This window comes from Clostridium sp. UBA5712 (assembly GCF_002419845.1).
In the GTDB taxonomy this organism is placed as follows: domain Bacteria; phylum Bacillota; class Clostridia; order Clostridiales; family Clostridiaceae; genus Clostridium_J; species Clostridium_J sulfidigenes.
Window position 1 is genome coordinate 133781 of sequence record NZ_DIGW01000011.1, and the last position, 20525, is coordinate 154305.

Consider the following 20525-nt stretch of genomic DNA (forward strand, 5'->3'; position numbering starts at 1 on the left):
TTAACTATAGTCCACGTTTACCTTCAAGTACCTTCAATCCAAAGTGATTAGGCATAATTTATCCTCCTTCAAATTCTTATTTTTATATTATACTTTAATCCTATTACCTCTCCCAAATCCCATATCCCTGGTTGTAAGCTATCTGATATAGAGGCTCTATATTTGCTTTTAATCTTTTATTGAACTCTTCTTTTTCAATTTTTCTTTCATTGTTTGCAGCTATATTTATGGATAAGTATCCTTCTAAGTGGTTTTTATATCTTTTAGGATTTCTTTGCATTGTATCAAAACTTTTATATTGAATTTCACAGAACTTGTCCATGTATAAGCTAAGGTCAGGTAGTTTATTACTCTTTTGACTATTCACATTTTTAAAGGTAGGTGCTAAATTCCATAGTTCATCATGTAGTACAAAGCTCCATGGAATAAAGTGATCTATGCTTAGATTCCCATAATTAGAGAAGTTCTCTTCTGTTAGTTCCTTTCCTGTATAAATATCACTTACAGTTTTATCCCTATTTATCTCTGTCCAAAACTTAGTTGCCTTACTTAGATCCCTTTTACCTGGTGCTGTGATTTTAAATGGAATTGCTGGTACGTTAGGATTTCTCTTTTGAAGATAACAAACCAGGTTATAATGCATCCATCCACATATAATAGTTTGATTAGCTCTTATGTACTTATACCAAGAATCATTAATCTCTATGACCTTATTGTCAACATCTATTTTATATATAGCTCTCTCATCTAGATTGGTTAGCTCAGCTATAAACTTATTTCTCTTAATACCATTCTTCTTAAAGTCTTCTTTAACTATAGCTAATTCCCTAGTAAAGAAGGGAGTTAAAAGTCTATAAGGTACATAATCATGAAGTGTTTTAATCCTTTTTTCAACTTCAACATCTTCTATATTTTCTATAAGCTCTAATAGCTTATTTTTATTTATTTCACAAGGTATATTATATTTTTCATGGATTAATATTACTAAATCATAGAGCCTATCTTGAATTCCTAAACTAAGTTTGTATTGAGTAACAGGATACCATGCTCCCACTATCATTCTACATACAAGTTTTCTAAAGGATATGTACTTATTTCCCTTAATTATCTCTTCATAGATTCCAAAGAACCAAAATATTTTATAGCTACTGCTTAATTTATCTTCCAATATTCGTGAAAAGCTATTTAAATCTACACCACCATTATAAGGTAAGGTAATAGCACCATAAGGATTAGTAATAATCGAGGATGTAATATCCTTAACATGGAATTGATTTTTCTCTAAGTCGTCTATTAATGAATTATTTTCATTTATAATACCCTTTTTACTCATGCTCTACCCCATTCCTATGGCTACTTTATTTCTTATATCTTAAAGATGCATTAACCCATCCACCAATATATTACACGTTACACATATATTGTACCACCTCCCTGTCCACTGCTCAATAAATTCATACCATATTCAACAAATATTTCCTTTGTTTAACCTGTAACTACATAAAAAAACAGCAGAATTCTTAAATTCTACTGTTTCTAGGTGTTTCTAATTAAATATATTTCTTTAACTTCTCCAAAGATTCTATATCAAACACATCTCCATTAATTTTTCTATCTTTTCTAAAGATAAATTGAGTATAGATTCTATTACATTCTCTGGAATACCTTTAAACTTTTTCCTTGAAAGTTTAGCTATGTTTAATAACAGTGTTGATACTATGTTACTTTTTAAAACTCATTACTCATATGATGGCTGTCACCTTAAGTTGATAATTCATGGCAGCATCACTTTAAAGTTACATATATAATTCTATGATTGGCGATGAATCCGGATTTTTCCAATGTTTTTCTTGATGCTATATTTTTAGGGTTGCAGCAAGCCATGGGCTTTAAATTATTTCTATAGCAATGTTCCTTTAGCTGAGTTATAATATATGCTCCGATACCTTTTTTACGGTATTCCTCTGCGACAACCATTCCTATATCACCATATTGTTCATTTGATTTAAATATTCTAAATTCACCTATTCCTAGTAGAATGTCACCACTGTATAGTACGAATAGTTGATTGTTTTCTATTAAATCTTCATAATAACCTTCAAATGCAGGGTCACATTTTGCTTTTATAGTGACTATATCATTGCTTTTAGCTAATTTGAAGGACACATCTTTAAAATTGGCCAATTCATATTTTATATTTTTGTTATCAGCAAAAAGATAACAATCTATAGATATATTCTTCTGATAATCAAGACACAAAGATAGAAATTCTGTCTCTTTAGTAGAAACAGTAGCATTTTCGGCAATATTATTCGCAATAATATATTCAAAAATCTCTGGTGCATGTATAAAATAATCTGTAAAAGTATAGAATTGTACCAAAGTTTTTTTAGAATCGACGAAAAAATGACCTGCTTTCTTTCCATTATAAATAATTATATAGCACTGGGAATTCCCTATAATTACATTTTCCCAGTAACCATCTATTGGCGATGCTAAAGTCTTAATATACTCTTTATTCAAAATAAATCTTTCTTCTGGTGATGTTACTTTCTCTACTTTTATCATCAAATTCCCCCTTTTAATATCTTTTCTTAATTATATATGCTTAATAAGCTAACTAAATTAATTATTTTTAAGTGCTTTTGTTATCTCATTTTTATATATTCCACCATCTTAAGCTCTATAAAAATGATTTAAGAAAATACAAAGTCAAATCATCGTCATTTTCACATTTTGCATATTGTTCTAATTGATTTCCATTATACCAAACCCCTGTACCATCTGGAATATATCCTCGTTTTACATACATTCTTTGAGCAGAGCCATAACCATAATGTAGTCCTACCGATAGAGAAACAAAATCACTTTTTTCTTTTGCAAGGCTCTCTACTACATCCATGATCTTATTACCTATACCTCTTTTTTGATATTTAATAAGGACATTAAAATCAACAATTTCAGGTATATTTTTATGTGCAAAAGGACCAACTTTGGTACATGGAAGTAATGTAACATATCCAGCAACATCACCCTTTATTTCAGCAATAATCACTAACCTTTCAATATTCTCTTGCTGATTATAATAGTCATTAAATAGTTCATATGGTTTATGCCAATTTTGTTCTGCAAAACCATGAACCAAATTTTCAATATCGCTCTTTATCATAGAGCGTATAAGTAAATTATCATTATTATAATAAATCATTGTAACCCCCCCCTATTTAGTTCATTAATAATTTTTGAATCGCCAGTGCTTCTAATCTCCCCAAGGACACAGATACTAGAATATAATTGGTCATTGTTCCTTTTGTATTTTTCTAATGATTAAATATACTTCCTTAACTCCTCAATGGACTCTATATCAAACAAATCTCCATTAATCTTTTCTATCTTTTCTAAAGATAATTTAAGTATAGACTCTATTATATTCTCTGGAATATCCTTAAATTTTTTCCTTAAAAGTTTTATAGTACTTTTAGCTAAAGCATCTTTTGCTCCTTGCTTTATCCCTTCATCTCTAGCACCTTGAAGTCTACTTTTCTCATCCCTTATAGCTTTATCTCTCATCTCAGCTAGTTGTATTAACTCTTTATCACCACTGATATTGTATAGAACATCCATTGCTTCCTTGATTTCAGTATCTTCTTTTTTCATTATATCTATCTCCTCTCCCTCTGGATTTATTAAAAAGCTTAACCATCTATGCAACTTATTATTATAGTCTTTCTTTGATTTTTCGAACTTCTTAAGCTCTATAAAATGAATTTCAACAATATCACTTAGTAATTTCTTTGTCATATCTTCATATAGATGATAACTACTATGAAACTTCTCATCATTAATATAATCAAAATCTAAGATATTTATAGTTATAGTTTTATTAAGTTGATTATAATTATCTCCTTTAATCAACTGTTTTAATATCATCTTTGATAAGTAAAATATTGTCCTTCTAATCATATTATACTGATTTATCAGCTGTATTTCTACATTGATATGAGTACTATTTTCTGTTGTTACATTAATATCTAAAATACTTAGCTTTTCACTGGCAATCAAAGATAAATTTAGTGCTTTTTCCTCTAAAGAAATATTTTTTGAAATACAACATCATTTTTAGGATTTAATAATTTGTTCATGTCTCAATTCCTCCTTAGTTTATTACTATTTAAATTATCGACACAAACATTTGTTCTTATTCTCATTTGAGAAATATTTTGTATGATTTAACTTAAAATTAGAATATATAAAAAACAGCAGAATTCTGAAATTCTACTGTTTCTAAAAAATACTTCTATCATACTTTATATAATTTATAAAGACTTTTTATATTTCTTAAAGTAGACTAAACTTGAAAAAGTAAAAAAAGCACCAAAAATTATAAAAAATGCTGCAGAAAAATATAGTTTCCCGGTTAAATGCCATATTCCTATTGCCAACCATAGAACCCCTGAAATTGCATCTAATATCCATGAACTTTTATTATCTATTGCTTTACAATTACACGTACCATCTTTTTTTATTTGCTTAATTCTAGAGCTATATGCTAAATAAGGCATAAAATTAAAGACAAATACAAATATATCAATTATCAACAATCCAACAATAATCAAAAATATAGGTTTAATGGCAACTAAAGAAACAACTAACAACCCCATTAGAGCTATAGCTAGTATTAAAGAATATAAAGTCCCTTTTCTTGTTTGATTTCTTATACTTGTATATTTATCTATTTCTGATTCACAATCACTATAAATAGGTTTAGTTCCAGCTTGCGCTGAAAAAATGTGCATATAATTTTCTATAGAAACAATACAATTCCATCCTGCTTCTTTAAATATAGTGAAGTATTCTTCATTTGCCTCTGTTTGGTAATCTAAGTTATATATTATATCTTGAGATTTATCTTTTCTTAGTTTATAGAAAAACCCTCCTACTATATCTTCTAATATCCAACCTTTCCTTGCATATTCTTTTAATTTTTCCATATCACTTTCTTCACTAAATGCAAACCCATTAATCATTACATATTTACTTTTCAAAAATATCCCTCTTTTCTAACCCAAAAAATTTTCAGCGAATTTGATCATCTGCTTTTTACGTTCAATCTCTTTTATAAGCATCTCTCGTCCTTTATTGGTTATTTTATATATTTTTTTATTTTCATCTGTGTCACAATTTAACTCCACTAAATCTGCTGCTAAAAGCTTTTTCAATGTTGTATAAAGTGATGCAGGACCAATAGTAACTTCATTATTAGTAAACTTCTCAATAGTTTTCATAATTAGGTATCCATGCTTTTCATCAACAACACTAGATAAAATATAAAAAGCAGAATCTGTTAATTCCCCTATATCAATAGAATCTTTTCTTGGCATAAAATTCTCCTTCATATTATATTTAATGATATATTATTAAATGATATATCATTAAATATAATATATCCATAAATGATATACTTGTCAAGTTTTTCTTTATTGGTTTCGTTATTTATATATTTTTATTAAAATATATAAATATACTGATAAAAAAGGCTTCTTGCATAAACTAAAGGATATGATTGAATTAATATTTTAGTGTAGATGAATTTTAGATTTCTTCATAATGATTTAGAATTTTTTTGATCTTTTCATAAATAATGGATTTTAACCATTGCGGTTTTACTGATTTAATACAAGTGCCATATCTAAGAAAATAATCAGATATAAAATCTTCTTCACCTACATTACAAAATCCCTTTATAATTGTCTTTGTTCCTGTTTCTATTTTCATAGAAGGATAATGTTCCTTGTAGAAAATATCCGATGCACCATCTAAAATCTCTACTTCAAAATGAATACTTTTATCAGATTGGTAAAATTCTATGGGAGAGTTTATAACATCATCAATTAGAAATTCTTGCTTCTCACTACTAAAATCTAATGAGGTTATTTTATCACATCTAAAAACTTTGTATTTATTACTATTAAGCTCTATTCCACTAGCGTACCACTGTCCAAATTTAGATGTAATTTTTAAAAACTGAATATGGTAATTTATAGTTTTATCATTTTTCAAATACTTAATCGTACAACTAACTTCATTAATAATACTTTCTAAAATCCTATCTAAGAATTTACTGACATTATTATGTTTAGAGGCTTCAAATTGTAAGGACTTTTTCATCTTATTAATTTTTTCTATTTGTTCTTCCGATAGACAGTTTTCAAATTTTTCATTTAGTTTATTTACACTTAAATGAAAGGGTGTAGACTCGTAGGCATTTAGTGTGAGCATTGCAAAATACAGCGCGTATACTTCGTCTATGGTAAATATAATAGGTGACAATAATCTATTTTTCAATATAACATATTTACCGTATCTACCTTGCTCTGTATAAATAGGCATTCCCAATTCTTCTAATGAACTAATATCACGCAAAGCTGTACTTTTTGAAATGTTATATTTATTCATTAAGTCACTTAAATTGAAGCAATCCAGGTCATTTAGGTACATTATCATATGGTTTAATCTTTCTGATTTTTTCATATATCCTCCGTTTTTAAATTATCTTAAGTAAAGGTTTCACATTTTGACACCTTTAAATATTATAATATATTTATATCAATAATATAATCATTGATATATAATTTACTACAAAAAGGAGATTAATATTATGAGTAAAATCTTAGAAACAGCTATTTTCCTTTCAATGAATGGAAAAGCACAAGATGCTATTAATTTTTATAAGAAACACTTTAACGCAGAACAGTTAATGATTGTAACATATGCAGATATGTTAAAGATGGGGGATAAATCACGAGAAATTAATGATGAAAATAAAGATTATATTTCTCACTCTGTTTTAAAAATTGGCAATACTAAGGTTATGGTTGCTGAAGATACAATGGATGCCAATGAAGAGTACAAAGTTGGTAATAATACCTCTCTATGTGTTCAAAGTGCTGATTTGGAGGAAATCCATCAATTCTATGATAGCTTAATCGCAGATAAGAGAGTTAGAATAATTGTACCATTAGCTAGTAATATATTTAGTAAAGCATATGGAATCATTGAAGATCCATTTGGTATTAAAATTCAATTATCTTTCGATGAAAGATTAAAGTGAAAATTACTCTTGTAATAAATAAATTTATGTAATTAGATTAATTCTAAAACATAATCTTTTTATACATTACTTAGGAAACTCGACTCACATTCGCTCACTGAGTAAGTCCTGCTAACTAAATCAAAGATTTAGAGCATCACTTAAAAATTATGATTAAATTTCTTGGTCTTGATATAGAAGTTAAAAGTACTGAAAAAGTGCTACATCCCGTAAAGATTAGCACTTTTTCTAAGAATTCTGTACTTCTCAGCTCGACTGAGTGAGTTTCCTATCTATTTTATATCAAATTTATATGAAAGATAAACATAAATAATATTTTCTATATAAACCTTTTTAACTAATTAAACAAATTGTAGTTTATTTCTTGTTATTTTTCTCCTTTTTATTATTGTTACTAATACTAATAGTAACAATACCGCCTAAATAGCAGTACCTATCGCAATCCAAGGAGCAATGTTCATTTGAAATCTTCCCCACAAATTTCTATCTCTCTATAATCTATATTATTACTTGTAATATATACTATTTTATGTGTATAACATATTAATAATACGAACATTTGATTTTTTACTCTATTATAGCAATATCATTATCTGTAATTATTATGGCTTGACTGTCCATTAATTTAATATTAGGACAATCACTTGTATTTAAATATCCACATTCTGTACCTTCTTCTGCGTGAACATTGAGCGTACAATTGATATAACCTAAATTGTTAGGTAAATTTTGTGATAAAACAACACTCCCTGCACTTACTCCTACATATATCCCTCCGTTATGTAAAAATTTTTTCAATGGAATATTAAAATTAGTTTCGTTCATTTTGTTCAATAAATGTTGTGTAGTTCCACCGCAAACGTATATAACATTAAAATTACAAATTTCATCACAACTCATAATTCTATCTAAATCATATGTAACTATGTTATCTTCTAAAATACCAGCATCTAAAAGGTCGTTTTTACACTCTGGAATCCATACCTTTGCGTCTTCTGTTATTGCAGCAGTTGGAATAAAAATAGCTCTAATTTTATCCTTAGGCATATTTACTAATTCTAAAAACTTTTCTTTAATATTTCTATTAGTAAATCCAGTAGATGTTAATATCAAATTTTGCATAATTAAAAATCTCCTCTACAAAATACTATTTGCCTGTCATTAAAAAATTTCTTACTTATTTAAGTGTAACATATTTTGTAAATATAACATTACTTATAGTAGACATTTTCTGCTTAAAACAGCCTTAGATAAGTTATATAAATGTAATGATTATACTTATTTTTTACATTTTATCAACAAAAACTTCATTGGAGGTTTATCTTTATTATCACTATCTATTTCATCAATTTCAGAAAATTCTACAAGTCCATATTTTTGAAAATCTTTTTTTATTGATTCTGAATCATAAAAAAAGATTTTTACTCCGTCTTTAGTTTCATAATAACTTTCATTAAGTTTTTTTCCTTTTCCAAACATAGGAGCTTTCTTTGAAACAGCTGTAAAAATCATATATCCGTCTTGTTTTAATTGATTATAACAATCACTAATAAATTTTTCCCTCTCACTTTCATTTAATAAATGAATAAGTGCATAGCTAAATATACCTTCATAGAGTTTATTTTCAAAAGGCATATCTCCTACTGAACCATGATAAATATTAATATCAATCCCATGTTGCCTTGCTAAATCAATAGCTGTTTTTGAGATTTCGATTCCTGTAACATTTATATTATTATCAATAAATACCTTTGCATTTCTTCCATAACCAATACCAGGTATTAATATATCTTTTATATTATTTTCAATAAAGCAATCCTTGGCAATAATGGCTGATTCTGATGGTTTAAATCCCCACATTGTTTGTTTTTCTATAAAACTTTTTTCCCAAAACTCCGTCATATTTTCGCTCTCCTTAAAATATATTTTTTGAATCTGTAACAATAATAACCCCTAAAGCAAATGGATAAGTAATGTTAAAGTTTTTATTACTATTCACTTAGATCTCTTATATAATGCATAAATTTAATTTCCCATTGTGAATCTGAACTATATGCTTCATATTTATTATCTAAATAGTGTTTAATAATATAAATCTCTTCCTTTGAAAGTGTTTTAAATAATTCTAAAGCTTCATCTTCCCAAAAACACAGGTTTAGGACTTCCACTAGGTCACTTAAGCTATTAACCTCTTCTTTTACCATTGCAATCTTATCTGAAATAAATCTACAATCATTTATTTCATTGATTAAATTGCGTAACCTTTCATTATCCATAGTATCATTATCTATAAACTCACTTTCTTTTAAATCATCTTCATACTTAAAGGATAAAAATATATTATCAATATTTCCTGTGGATAATCCTACTTCAATTCTAGGATAAATATTCACAGCTGTTTTTTGGATATATTCTTTCTTTTCATTATCAACTATCCCTAAAACATTACAAATGCTCTTTGCTGAGCTCTCTAATTTTACTAAAATTTCAGTTTTGGACAAGTTTCTAAAAATCCCTAACAATGTTTCTCTTTGCAATGCCGAAATCTCTAATGTTAATATATCCACGCCTAAAATATCAAGCCCTATGGCATTTGTTAGTATTGGTTCAAAAATATTAATTAATAGCTCTTTATAATCAGAGCAATAGCTATTTAGAATATAAATAATATTATCCTTATCAAAACATATGCAAAACTCATTTTCTATAAGTAGCGCTTTTAAGTATTCATTTATATATTCAATTCCCTGCAACTTTTCTGATATGGCATTAGAAAGTTGATAATCTATGCTACAGTCTATCTTATGAGCAAAAAATCTATAGTCATATTTATTAAAAAATCTATCTATTTCATTTATTGTATCCTTATATGATATGTTTTCTATATTAGATGAACTTTTTCTAACTTCTTCTAATAATTTCTTTCCGCTCTCCATCAAAGAGGCTATTTTACTCCAAGAAGCTTTTAACAAGTCACTTATATCTTCTTCCATAAATACTTCCTTTGCGTTCATTAATTCTCTTAATTCTAATCCTAATGAAAAACAAATTGAATTAAGTAACTCTTCCGCTATTTCTATTGGAACTGATGTGCTATCACCCATTGTATATCGCTCAGTGTGCTTGCCAAGTAAATTCCATATTTTAAACTCAATAAGCATTTTATCTTCTTCACTTATATTTTTATCTATTTGAATATTATCTGAAAACGCCATTAAACTCTTGTTGCTTTCTTCCATAATACCTCCTAAAATTCATGTCCGTACATATCTATATCATCCACTTCATGTCCGTATCTTGTATTTCTACAAAGCTCTTCTAAAGTAGTTCCTCTTAAATACTCTAAGGAACCTTGACATTTTCCATCAAAATGTCTTTTCATAAACTCAATAAGTTCATCATCAGCTATCTGATCCATGGCTTCATTTTTAAAAAAATAGAACGACTCTTGAATCTCCGTTAATGTCTCTTTATAATTCTGTTGCATTATATAAGGAGAATCACAAAAAACCTCTACTATCTTTTTTAAAATTCCTTCAGAAAACTCAATTCTTCCTGTATCTTTTAATGACCTAAAACGATTCTCCACCAGCTCATTAATTTCTCCATCACATAAAGCTAACCCATATTTTATTGTTATTTCATTACACCCTTTTAACTCAATTGCAGCTTGTTTTTTCTGGAAATCTTGAAATGCTAAAGTCATATTTTTATCCACCATAATCACCTCTAGATACACAGTACTCCTAAGTCTGATCCAATACAAGACTTGAAATTTTAGTAATTTTGTGGTAATATAAACTTAGAAAATACTTCCCAGTTTGAAAATCAATCTGGGAAGTATTTCTTATATTATAATAGATTTTTCTTATATTACTGAGGTATATATTTCGGCTTCTCTTCAAACTGAGCACAATAAAATCAAAACTAATCAAAAAACTTTCCTTTATAAAAATTCTCATTGTCAAGTTTCTTTGCCGTAAGCCTGAACATGACACAGCCATCTGGGCATACAATATCCTTGCTATATTTGCTACTGCCACCAATGTTCTCTAAATCTCCGCCACTTCTCACCGACTCCATGATTGGGAACATAATCATCATAACCTTGGAACAGATACCCTGTCCATCCGAATTTATGGGACAGCCATAGGTGCAGGTATACTTATCACCCACCTCTTCGCCGTTTCTGCAGTACCGCTCTGTATGGTCACTGCGAAGAAACCCAGTTACCTCAATTTCAAATTCGTACTCCTCATCATACCATTTTTTCATAATCAACCTCCAAATTCTTGTTTATCTATATATAATTTTCCAATAGCTTAATAACATAATTATAACACAAGCCAATGACACTTTTAATATCATTGGCTTAATTTAAATACTTTACAAATTCCTTTTAAGTTTGGTTATACACAGATACCCTTCACCGCACCACAAGTAAAAAGTTTAAACTTCTCCACCTACAGATTAACTTATTGCTAAACTCCCTCATATTATAATAATAAAAAAATATAGGAGTAGATAAACATGTCTATTTTTGCTTATGTTGCAAATGACAATAATAAAATTTCAGTTATAGATACAAGTGCAAATACGGTAATAAATACCATTCCAATTTTATCTCCAAGTGATATAACAAAATTTATTGCACTAACACCAGATGGTAGCTTTGCCTATGTTACAAACCTTTCAAACCTGGTAGCAGTTATAAATACTTGCACCAATACGTTAGTAGATACAATAACAGTTGGCACTTCCCCAACAGGCATTGCGGTAACCCCAAATGGTAAATATGTCTATGTAGTAAACTCTGGCCTTGCAACCTCTCCCTCAGGAACAGTATCAATCATAGATACCAATACTAATACAATTGTGAATACTATAACTGTTGGTAGAAATCCCATTGCTGTGGCAATATCACCAAATGGCAACTTTGCTTATGTTACAAACTCAAAATCAGATAATGTATCAGTTATAGATACCACTACAAATACCATAGTAAACACCATAACTGTAGGAGATTTTCCTCAAGGCATAGCAATAACTCCAAATGGTACCCTTGCCTATGTTGCAAATCAAGGACAAAGTGCCTTCTCAAACACTATATCTGTAATAAATCTAACCAATAATACATTGGTAGATACCATAACTGTTGGTACTGGCCCTAGTTATGTTGCAATAACACCAGATGGAAATTATGCTTATGTCACAAATGTCTTTACTAATAATGTCTCTGTAATTAATACCAATACAAATACAGTAGTAAATACTATCCCTGTTGGAAATTGCCCTTTTGATATAGCAATTACACCAGATGGTAGCTTTGCCTATGTTACAAACTCCTGTACTAATGATATTTCTATAATTGATATAAATACAAATACAGTGGTAAATACCATCCCTAATATTCCTTTACCACTTGGTATAGCAATAGCAAATGTTGATTTTCCATGCCCAACCCCTTTAAATAGAATGTGCATTGAAACAACAAGAATATTTGATTCAAATAAGTTTGAAGAAGAACTTAAAGAGACCTTTAAACTTCCACCATTATATAATACTGAACACATCCAATGTGATGTTGGAGAAACTAGATGTAATATATTAAATATAACTACAATAAACAAACAAACTAATTTAGTAAATGTAAAGTTGCAAATAAAAGTAATTATTAATTTTACAAGTAACTATCCAGATTGTTATTTATTTAAAAAAGTAGTATGCTTTTATAAAAATGTTAATCTTATAAAACCTGAAGGTGCTGATGTATATTGCTCTATTAATAATGTAACTTGTTCATGCATGCAACCAAGTAACTACTCAATTGGGTGCCATAATAAAAATTTATGCTGTACTATAAAGGTAACTGCTACTGTTAAATCTCAAAAGCTTGTTCAAATTGAAGTACCAGTTTTAAGATCTTGTGAATCAAATTAATGTTATTCTAATAACTGCATAACTAAAAATATATAAAATTCAACCATCTATATTTTTATGCAAAGTAGCTAGTAAAACTTATCATATTTTTACTAGCTACAATTCCATCACTTATTTGTTTTAATTGCTTAGACTATCACTATTTCTTTATCAGTTTCAAACTATTCCCACCTAAAAAACTTAATAGATACCCAAATGCATATCACAGAAAGTATACTTATAACTAAAATTGGTATCATTACATTATCTATGCTTAAGTTAAGTGATGCGCTTTTTAAAAGCTTTATTCCCTGAGTTAATGGTAAGATATCTGCCACTTTTTGAAGGGATGTTGGCATAACCTCATAGGGTAATGTTGCTCCTGAAAATATAAGCATAGGAAAGTATAAAATACTTGCAATAACACTTGCCATTTTATTATTTTTCGCTATTCCACCCACCATAAATCCAATGCTGAACATTGATGCCATTACTAATGTATAAGCTCCTAAAAAGTTTATCCATGAGCCTCTAAATTGAAACTTGAAAAATATTTTTGCTGTTAAATAAATAATTATTAATGAAACAATGGCATATAAAGTATAAATCATTCCTTGAACTACTAAAATCATAGCTGGGCTAACTGGTGTTACTCTAAATCTTTTTAATATCTTTCTATGACGATACTCAGATAATACTAATGGTAATCCCATGAAACCACCTGCACATATTGCAATAGTTGATACAGCTGCAAAGGATTGTTCCATGAATGTAAAGTCTGCTTCAGGAAACGCGGGTTTATTTCCATAAATAATACCTAAAATAATAGTTATAACCACTGGCATACAGATTGCAAAGATGAACATATCCATGCCTCTTAGTGATAATTTTAATTCAGTTTTTAACATTGCTTTAAATGCTCTCATCATCCAAATCCTCCTCATCTACAAACCATAAATAGGCATCCTCAAATTTTTCATATGGACTCAGTTCCACTGCTTCTTCAACTGTTCCATAAAAATCTATTGCTCCATTTTTCAAAATACATATTTTATCGCACAGAACCTCAACCTCATCCATGAAATGAGATGTTAAAAAGATTGTGAGTCCTTGCTTCTTTAATTTTAATAAGCACTTCCACACATCTCTTCTAGCCTTTACATCTAATCCTGTTGTAAGCTCGTCAAGGAATACTACCTCTGGGTTAGGAATTAAGGCTAGGATAATAAATAATCGTTGTCTTTCACCTCCTGATAATTCACTTACTAAATTTTTCCCCTTATCTTGAAGGTCAAATTCTTCTAATAATTTATTGCAATCTAATGGATTTTTATAAAGAACCTCAGTTATTTCACACAACTCTTTCACTGTTATTTTATCTTGATAATTAGATTCTTGAAACTGAACCCCAACCCTTTGAAATAGCTGTTTTCTTTCTTTTTGAGGATTCATGCCTAGGATAGATACCTGACCATGATCAAAATTCTTTGTACCTAAAATACACTCTATGGTAGTACTTTTCCCTGCCCCATTGGCACCTATCAATCCAAATACCTCACCTTTCTTTACTGTTAAACTAACACTCTTCACCACTTGAGCATCCCCATAGGATTTATAGAGATTATGAACTTTTATTACTTCCATGTGTTATTCCCTCCTTTTGATAAAAGAATAACACCAGCACAAAGTCTGGTGTTAAAGTGTAGAGTTTGTATTAAATTTGTTTTTCATAAATTGTAATTGCCTTAATATAATTTTTGCATTTTTTTCTGCATCACTTAAGGAAGTAAGAAGCTTATCACATGCTGTAACAATGTCCTCATCTTCTTTTGGTTTATCAATTACCTCTCTAATATCAATTTCTATACTTTCTGACATTGAATTAATCATTCTTAAAATTGCTGAAAGAGAATAATTAGCACAACGTAAAGTACGTATTATTTTAAGTCTATTAATATCACTTTCAGTATAAACTCGATATCCATTATGCCTTCTCTTAACAGTAAGTAAACCATTCATCTCCCAATTTCTTAATGTGTCCATTGTGACCTTAAGATAGTCTGATGTTTGCTTTCTCGTAAAAAATATATAATTATCTTGAGCATCCCTATCTAATAAAAGCTTCTTTGAAAGGTCTATAGCTTCCTCTGCATTTTTTTGTTCTTGCTTTATCTGACTTATATAATCATTTGTACAGTTAATTGCTTCTTGAAACTCCCCCTTGGCAGATAACTTAACAACATTGATTATCTTTTTTCTTAGCCCATTTTGTAGAACCTCTACTTTAAAGGCAGTTCTAGCAAGATTAAATTGCTCTATGTGATAGTCAGTAAATACTCTATAACCATTTTGTAATCTATTCACCTTTGGTATTAATTCAAGCTTTTCGTACAAACGTACAGTGTTGGAATGTACACCAACTCTTTTAGCTACTTCTGATGTTTTATATACCTTATCCATACTATGTGCACCTCCATGTTATTATAATAACACTTATGGAAAGTCTGGTGATATAGTGTAGAGTTCTATTTAATTCTTATTTAGTTTTTGCTATCTCATTTTCATCTTCTAATATTACAGGATAAATTCAATATGTTAGTATTTAAATAGCTCCTTTTGAGGAAATATTCCAAAAGCCCCACCAGTATGGATAAATAAAATATTTTCATTGTTTTTAAAGTTTCCTTTTTTTATTTCTTCACTTAATCCATACATAGCTTTACCTGTATAAACAGGATCTAAAATTATTCCTTCTAATTTTGCAAATTCCTTAATGAAATTTATTTCTTCTTCTCTACTTAAAGCATATCCATTTCCTACATATCCATCTATAATTCTTATTTCATCTTTAGACAATTCCAAATCTACATTAATATACTTCATGGTATCTTGTACTATTTCGTAGATTCGATTTTTAAAATATTCACTGTCATCACAAACATTAACACCTAAAATATCACACTTGTTTTCTGATATTTTATTTGCTAAAAAAGTTCCTGCGTAAGTACCTCCAGATCCCACGGCGAGTATAACTTTGTCAAAATGAACACCTAACTGCTGTTCCTGCTCAATAATTTCTTTCATTGCATTATAATATCCAAATGTGCCTATTACATTTGAAGCACCTTCTGGAATAATATAGGACATATAACCTTTTTTATCATATTCCGTCTTAATCTGTTCCATAATTTCTAATCTTGAATTTTTATATTCTTCTGCGGTAATAAAACGAATATCTGCACCTAAAAGCTTATCTATAAATAAATTTCCATCAGATTCAATACTGCTGCTTCCTCTTAAAACAAGTACTGATTTTATCCCAAGCCTCGCTGCTACTGCTGCCGTTGCTCTACAATGGTTTGATTGGATTCCACCGCAAGTTATAAGCACATTAGCCCCTTTATTAATAGCATCTTTTACTGTAAATTCTAATTTTCTAATTTTGTTTCCTGATACTTCAAGTCCAGTTTGATCATCTCTCTTTATATAAATATTGGGTCCACCTAACATTTTAGAAAACCTCTCAAGTTTTTCAATTTTAGTTGGCATATTTGAAAGTTCTATTCTTTCTGGAATTTGAATTTTGTTTAAAATATTATTCATATTTTGTTCATCTCCTTTAGTAATTATAAGATTGGAACGTAATTATACATAAACCCAGGGTATAATATTTCATTCCATATATTTTCTCAGATATTTTCCTGTATAGGATTTATCACACATTATAATATCTTCAGGACTTCCCTCTGCTACAATGTGACCACCATTTTCTCCTGCATCAGGGCCCATATCTATTATATAGTCTGCGGTTTTTATCAAATCCAAATTATGTTCAATTACCAGCACAGTATTTCCTAAATCAACAAGTTCATTAAGAGATAGCAACAATTTCTCAATATCTTTAATATGGAGACCTGTAGTTGGCTCATCTAAGATATATAGATTATCCTTCTCTTTTTTAATTTTCCCCAGTTCTCTTCCTAGCTTCAACCTTTGAGCTTCTCCCCCAGACAATGTAGATGAGGATTGTCCTAATTTTAGGTATCCTAATCCTAGCTTGTTTAATACATTCAATTTAGAGTGTATTAGGTTTACATCCTTGAAAAATTCCACTCCTTCTTCAATTGTTAGTTCAAGAATATCAGCTATGTTTTTTTCTTTATATTTGATCTCTAATATCTCGCTTCTATACCTTTTACCCTTGCATACTGGGCATATGGTTATGATATCTTGCATAAATTGCAACTCAGTTACAATATTTCCTTCTCCCATACAAGTCTCACATCTACCGCCCTTATTATTGAAACTGAAACTTGAAATGTCATACCCTCTAGCTTTTGCTTCTTCTGTTCCTGCAAATATATCTCTTATTTTATCATAAATATTAATATAGGTTGCTGGATTTGAACGTGAACTTCTTCCAATTGGTGATTGATCAATATATCTAACATCACTAATATTCTCAATACCCTCAACTCCATCATTGAGTCCTGGCTTAATTCTAGAATCATGCAACTTTGAGTATATGCTCTTGTATAATATCTCATTTACCAAACTGCTTTTTCCAGACCCTGATACACCTGTAATGCAAATAAAGGTTCCTAATGGTATGCTTAGGTTAAGATTCTTAAGATTATTTTCTCTTGCACCATGTATTCTTATATGTTTTCCTATGCCTAAGCGTCTTCCTTTAGGAATAACAATTTTCTTCTTTCCAGCCAAATATTGTCCTGTTATAGATCTTTCTGTATTAATAATCTCTTTAATATTTCCACTTGCAATTATCTCGCCGCCATTTGCTCCTGCACCTGGTCCTAATTCTACTATATAATCTGCGTTCCCAATAGTCTCCATATCGTGTTCAACTACAACTACAGTATTACCCATATCTCTTAGCTTTTTTAATGTATTAATTATTTTAAATGTATCCTTCTCATGAAGCCCTATACTTGGTTCATCTAATATATACATCATCCCCATTAGATTTGATCCGATTTGTGAAGATAAACGTATTCTTTGAGTTTCTCCTCCAGAGAGAGTATCCGAACTTCTCCCCAAGCTCAAATATTCAAGTCCTATTTCTTCCAGAAGCTCTAGTTTTATTATCATTTCATTAATAATCTGCTGTGCAACTTCCCTTTTAGACTCAACTACTTCTAGGGATGATATAAATTTCTTTAATTTCTGTATCTGCATTTTCCCAAACTCATTTATGTCTATTCCGTTTATCTTTACTAATAATCTTTCTTTTTTTAGCTTTTTACCCTTACATTCTGGACAAATGTGACTGACAAAGAGTTTTTCGTTATCTCTGTTCTTTGTTCCTTTATCTAAATTATCTTTATAAAGACGTGTTATATAGTTCACTAGCCCTTCATAACTTACGTACCTTCGTCTTCCTTCTGTTTCTCGCTCTCCTGTTGGCTTCAGCAGCTCATAACGTTCACCTTTAGTTCCATAGAAAAAAATATCTTTTATTTTCTCTGGGAGCTCATTAAAAGGAGTATCAATACTAAAATTATAATGTGCTGCAAGGCTATGCAATCTTGCTGCACCATTTTTATCACTCAAACTGAATTGAGATACATAAAGAGGGTCCATTCTCATGCTCTTCTTTTCATCCTTAATCAAAAGATATGGTTCTGTCATTTTATAGGTTCCAAGTCCCTGACATGTAGGACATGCTCCACTGACATCATTTGGTGAAAAATATTTAGGGAGGAATTTCCCTGTAATAATATTATGTTCACAGTTAATAAACCCCTTAGTAAACTTTCTTACTTCCTCTTCTGAAAGCTCCTTGTTTAGGATCTGTAATCTTATAAAATTCTGCCCTACTTCCAATCCTCTTTCTATTGCGCTAACTATTTGTTCATAATTCTTTTTATATACTGAAACCTCATCTACTATTACTTCAATTTTATAAGTTCCAGTCTCATCTAAGTTTATATTATTTTTAATATCAAATACTTTATTGTTGATCACAAATCTTCTATAGCCTCTACTTCTAAGTTCAGTTAATAAATAATCATAGCTTTTATCAAATATTTTATTAACAGGGGCTTGTACTTCAATTCTAGTACCTTCTGGGAGACTCAATATATGTTCAGCTATTTGACTGGTTGACAAACACTGAATTTCCTTATGGCATATAGGACAATGTGGAGTTCCTAAAACTGTATATAATAGTCTAATATGGTTTGACAAGTCAGCCATAGTTGCAACTGATGAACGGGGATTGTTAATACCTCTCTTCTGTGGAATTGATATTACTGGGGATAACCCTGTGACCATATCTACATCAGGTTTTTCCATATTCATTATATTAGATCTAGAAGATGATGATAGAGACTGTAAAAATCTTCTTTGTCCTTCTGCATATAATACGTTATAAGCAATAGACGATTTTCCTGAACCGCTTACCCCAGTAATTACAGTGAGAGCATCTCTAGGTATCTCTAAATCAATATTTTTTAGGTTGTTCTCTCTTGCTCCTTTTACACTTATACTTTTTCTAACCAATTGTATTCTCCTTTACTTTCTAAATAGCTTCTAAGTTATATATCACTGTCAAAATTATAATAATATGCCGCTTCTTCAAAGGTAACCTTGCTTTTATCCATAAGTTTTATTGATTCACTAACCTTAATTAGTACATCTCTTTCTGCAAGCCAATTATAAGTATCTGTAAGTTCATTGCCATCATTACTAATATTATATTTCTTTTTCAAGTATTCATTAATCATTGATACGCCTCTTATTTCACCTTCTTCTTTCATCCATCTGACAATAGGATGAAAAAGAACATCTTTTCTCTCTTCTATATACTCTTTACACAATTCTAATATTTTAACTAAACTTAAAATAGTTACTTCATTTTTAATCAAAGTCATATAGGTGCAATTAAAAAAATCAGGATTGAGATTTAATCCTTGACTTATTACTTCTCTGCCCCTAAACTCATTATTTAATGCTATTTCTATACATGCTATATGGCATACTAGTTTTTGAATTAAACTGAATCCATCAACAAGCTCTTCTTCAACCAGTAATAGCTTTTCTGCTTTTTTTACACATATAATTCCATAGATGGCCGACTTTAATAAATTCTCCTCTTTGTCTCTATCACCTAAGAATTTATCTCCATTAAAAAGCTTTTCTATTGTTTCATCAGTTGAAAATAATAAATTACTTTCATTTAAAACTGTTCTAAAAAAGTTTTGATTTTGGGGACTATCTACCAATTCAATAAAATAATTTCTGCTATATAGTTCCACTTGGAAGTCTATATCATCCTCTACAAGTGAATACTGCTTATATACCTTCTTGCTGTTTTCCTTTAATATTAACCATATATCTATATCAGACTTTCCCCATAAATTATCACTTGTAATACTTCCATAGGAAAATGCAGCAATAATGTTACTGTCCCTTCTTACCTTTTCAATAAATTTCTCTAAGGCACTGTTATATCTTTTTTTAATATATGACATAT

20 protein-coding genes are annotated in these 20525 nt (G+C 29.5%); 2 read left to right on the plus strand and 18 right to left on the minus strand.

Annotation, left to right across the window (positions count from 1 at the left end; translation table 11 throughout):
- Window positions 1–103: 103 nt before the first annotated feature.
- The 7 genes from B3B03_RS06910 to B3B03_RS06940 form a co-directional block, all read right to left on the minus strand.
- Window positions 104–1333, minus strand: coding sequence for an HNH endonuclease domain-containing protein (locus B3B03_RS06910; protein ID WP_346876832.1), 1230 nt, complete (start codon window positions 1331–1333; stop codon window positions 104–106).
- Window positions 1334–1785: 452 nt separating this feature from the next.
- The gene (locus B3B03_RS06915; protein WP_346876833.1) at window positions 1786–2568 is read right to left on the minus strand and encodes a GNAT family N-acetyltransferase; all 783 of its coding nucleotides are present in this window, start codon (window positions 2566–2568) and stop codon (window positions 1786–1788) included.
- Window positions 2569–2683: 115 nt separating this feature from the next.
- Window positions 2684–3208: a GNAT family N-acetyltransferase gene (locus B3B03_RS06920; RefSeq protein ID WP_346876834.1), complete on the minus strand. Its 525-nt coding sequence runs from the start codon at window positions 3206–3208 to the stop codon at window positions 2684–2686.
- 119 nt (window positions 3209–3327) lie between these two features.
- Entirely contained in the window at window positions 3328–4062 is a 735-nt protein-coding gene (locus B3B03_RS06925) for an Rpn family recombination-promoting nuclease/putative transposase (protein WP_346876835.1), read from the minus strand.
- Window positions 4063–4316: 254 nt separating this feature from the next.
- Entirely contained in the window at window positions 4317–5045 is a 729-nt protein-coding gene (locus tag B3B03_RS06930; RefSeq protein WP_346876836.1) for a DUF2812 domain-containing protein, read from the minus strand.
- A 15-nt stretch (window positions 5046–5060) separates the two neighbouring features.
- Window positions 5061–5381 (minus strand): PadR family transcriptional regulator, encoded by a 321-nt coding sequence (locus tag B3B03_RS06935; protein WP_156964363.1) that lies wholly within the window; start codon window positions 5379–5381, stop codon window positions 5061–5063.
- A gap of 211 nt (window positions 5382–5592) precedes the next feature.
- On the minus strand, window positions 5593–6531 hold the full coding sequence (locus tag B3B03_RS06940) for a YafY family protein (protein ID WP_346876837.1): 939 nt from the start codon (window positions 6529–6531) through the stop codon (window positions 5593–5595).
- A gap of 127 nt (window positions 6532–6658) precedes the next feature.
- Here B3B03_RS06940 and B3B03_RS06945 point away from each other — a divergent pair, with 127 nt between their 5' ends.
- Window positions 6659–7111, plus strand: a complete 453-nt coding sequence (locus tag B3B03_RS06945; RefSeq protein WP_346876838.1) for a VOC family protein — start codon at window positions 6659–6661, stop codon at window positions 7109–7111.
- A 567-nt stretch (window positions 7112–7678) separates the two neighbouring features.
- Here B3B03_RS06945 and B3B03_RS06950 read toward each other — a convergent pair.
- From B3B03_RS06950 to B3B03_RS06970, 5 genes are all read right to left on the minus strand, one after another.
- Entirely contained in the window at window positions 7679–8233 is a 555-nt protein-coding gene (locus tag B3B03_RS06950) for a Type 1 glutamine amidotransferase-like domain-containing protein (RefSeq protein WP_346876839.1), read from the minus strand.
- A gap of 156 nt (window positions 8234–8389) precedes the next feature.
- Complete coding sequence (locus B3B03_RS06955) at window positions 8390–9013, minus strand: class I SAM-dependent methyltransferase (protein ID WP_346846742.1); 624 nt, start codon at window positions 9011–9013, stop codon at window positions 8390–8392.
- Window positions 9014–9102: 89 nt separating this feature from the next.
- Window positions 9103–10350, minus strand: a complete 1248-nt coding sequence (locus B3B03_RS06960; RefSeq protein ID WP_346876840.1) for a DUF6179 domain-containing protein — start codon at window positions 10348–10350, stop codon at window positions 9103–9105.
- A gap of 8 nt (window positions 10351–10358) precedes the next feature.
- Window positions 10359–10832 carry a DUF6323 family protein gene (locus B3B03_RS06965; protein WP_414632273.1) on the minus strand — a complete coding sequence of 158 codons (474 nt, stop codon included), beginning with the start codon at window positions 10830–10832 and terminating at the stop codon, window positions 10359–10361.
- Between the two features lie 206 nt (window positions 10833–11038).
- The gene (locus tag B3B03_RS06970) at window positions 11039–11386 is read right to left on the minus strand and encodes a TIGR04076 family protein (RefSeq protein ID WP_346846740.1); all 348 of its coding nucleotides are present in this window, start codon (window positions 11384–11386) and stop codon (window positions 11039–11041) included.
- Between the two features lie 255 nt (window positions 11387–11641).
- Here B3B03_RS06970 and B3B03_RS06975 point away from each other — a divergent pair, with 255 nt between their 5' ends.
- Entirely contained in the window at window positions 11642–13051 is a 1410-nt protein-coding gene (locus B3B03_RS06975; RefSeq protein ID WP_346876841.1) for a YncE family protein, read from the plus strand.
- 161 nt (window positions 13052–13212) lie between these two features.
- Here B3B03_RS06975 and B3B03_RS06980 read toward each other — a convergent pair whose 3' ends face one another.
- From B3B03_RS06980 to B3B03_RS07005, 6 genes are all read right to left on the minus strand, one after another.
- Window positions 13213–13956, minus strand: coding sequence for an ABC transporter permease (locus B3B03_RS06980; protein ID WP_346877182.1), 744 nt, complete (start codon window positions 13954–13956; stop codon window positions 13213–13215).
- Window positions 13943–14674, minus strand: a complete 732-nt coding sequence (locus B3B03_RS06985; protein WP_346846738.1) for an ABC transporter ATP-binding protein — start codon at window positions 14672–14674, stop codon at window positions 13943–13945. Before B3B03_RS06985 ends, B3B03_RS06980 begins: the two co-directional genes overlap by 14 nt.
- A gap of 51 nt (window positions 14675–14725) precedes the next feature.
- The gene (locus B3B03_RS06990) at window positions 14726–15490 is read right to left on the minus strand and encodes a MerR family transcriptional regulator (RefSeq protein ID WP_346876842.1); all 765 of its coding nucleotides are present in this window, start codon (window positions 15488–15490) and stop codon (window positions 14726–14728) included.
- Between the two features lie 135 nt (window positions 15491–15625).
- Window positions 15626–16633: a D-cysteine desulfhydrase family protein gene (locus B3B03_RS06995; RefSeq protein WP_346846736.1), complete on the minus strand. Its 1008-nt coding sequence runs from the start codon at window positions 16631–16633 to the stop codon at window positions 15626–15628.
- A 69-nt stretch (window positions 16634–16702) separates the two neighbouring features.
- A complete protein-coding gene (gene uvrA, locus B3B03_RS07000; RefSeq protein WP_346876843.1) occupies window positions 16703–19552 on the minus strand; it encodes an excinuclease ABC subunit UvrA in 2850 nt (949 codons plus the stop codon).
- Between the two features lie 35 nt (window positions 19553–19587).
- On the minus strand, window positions 19588–20523 hold the full coding sequence (locus tag B3B03_RS07005; RefSeq protein WP_346876844.1) for a nucleotidyltransferase domain-containing protein: 936 nt from the start codon (window positions 20521–20523) through the stop codon (window positions 19588–19590).
- Between the last annotated feature and the right edge of the window lie 2 nt (window positions 20524–20525).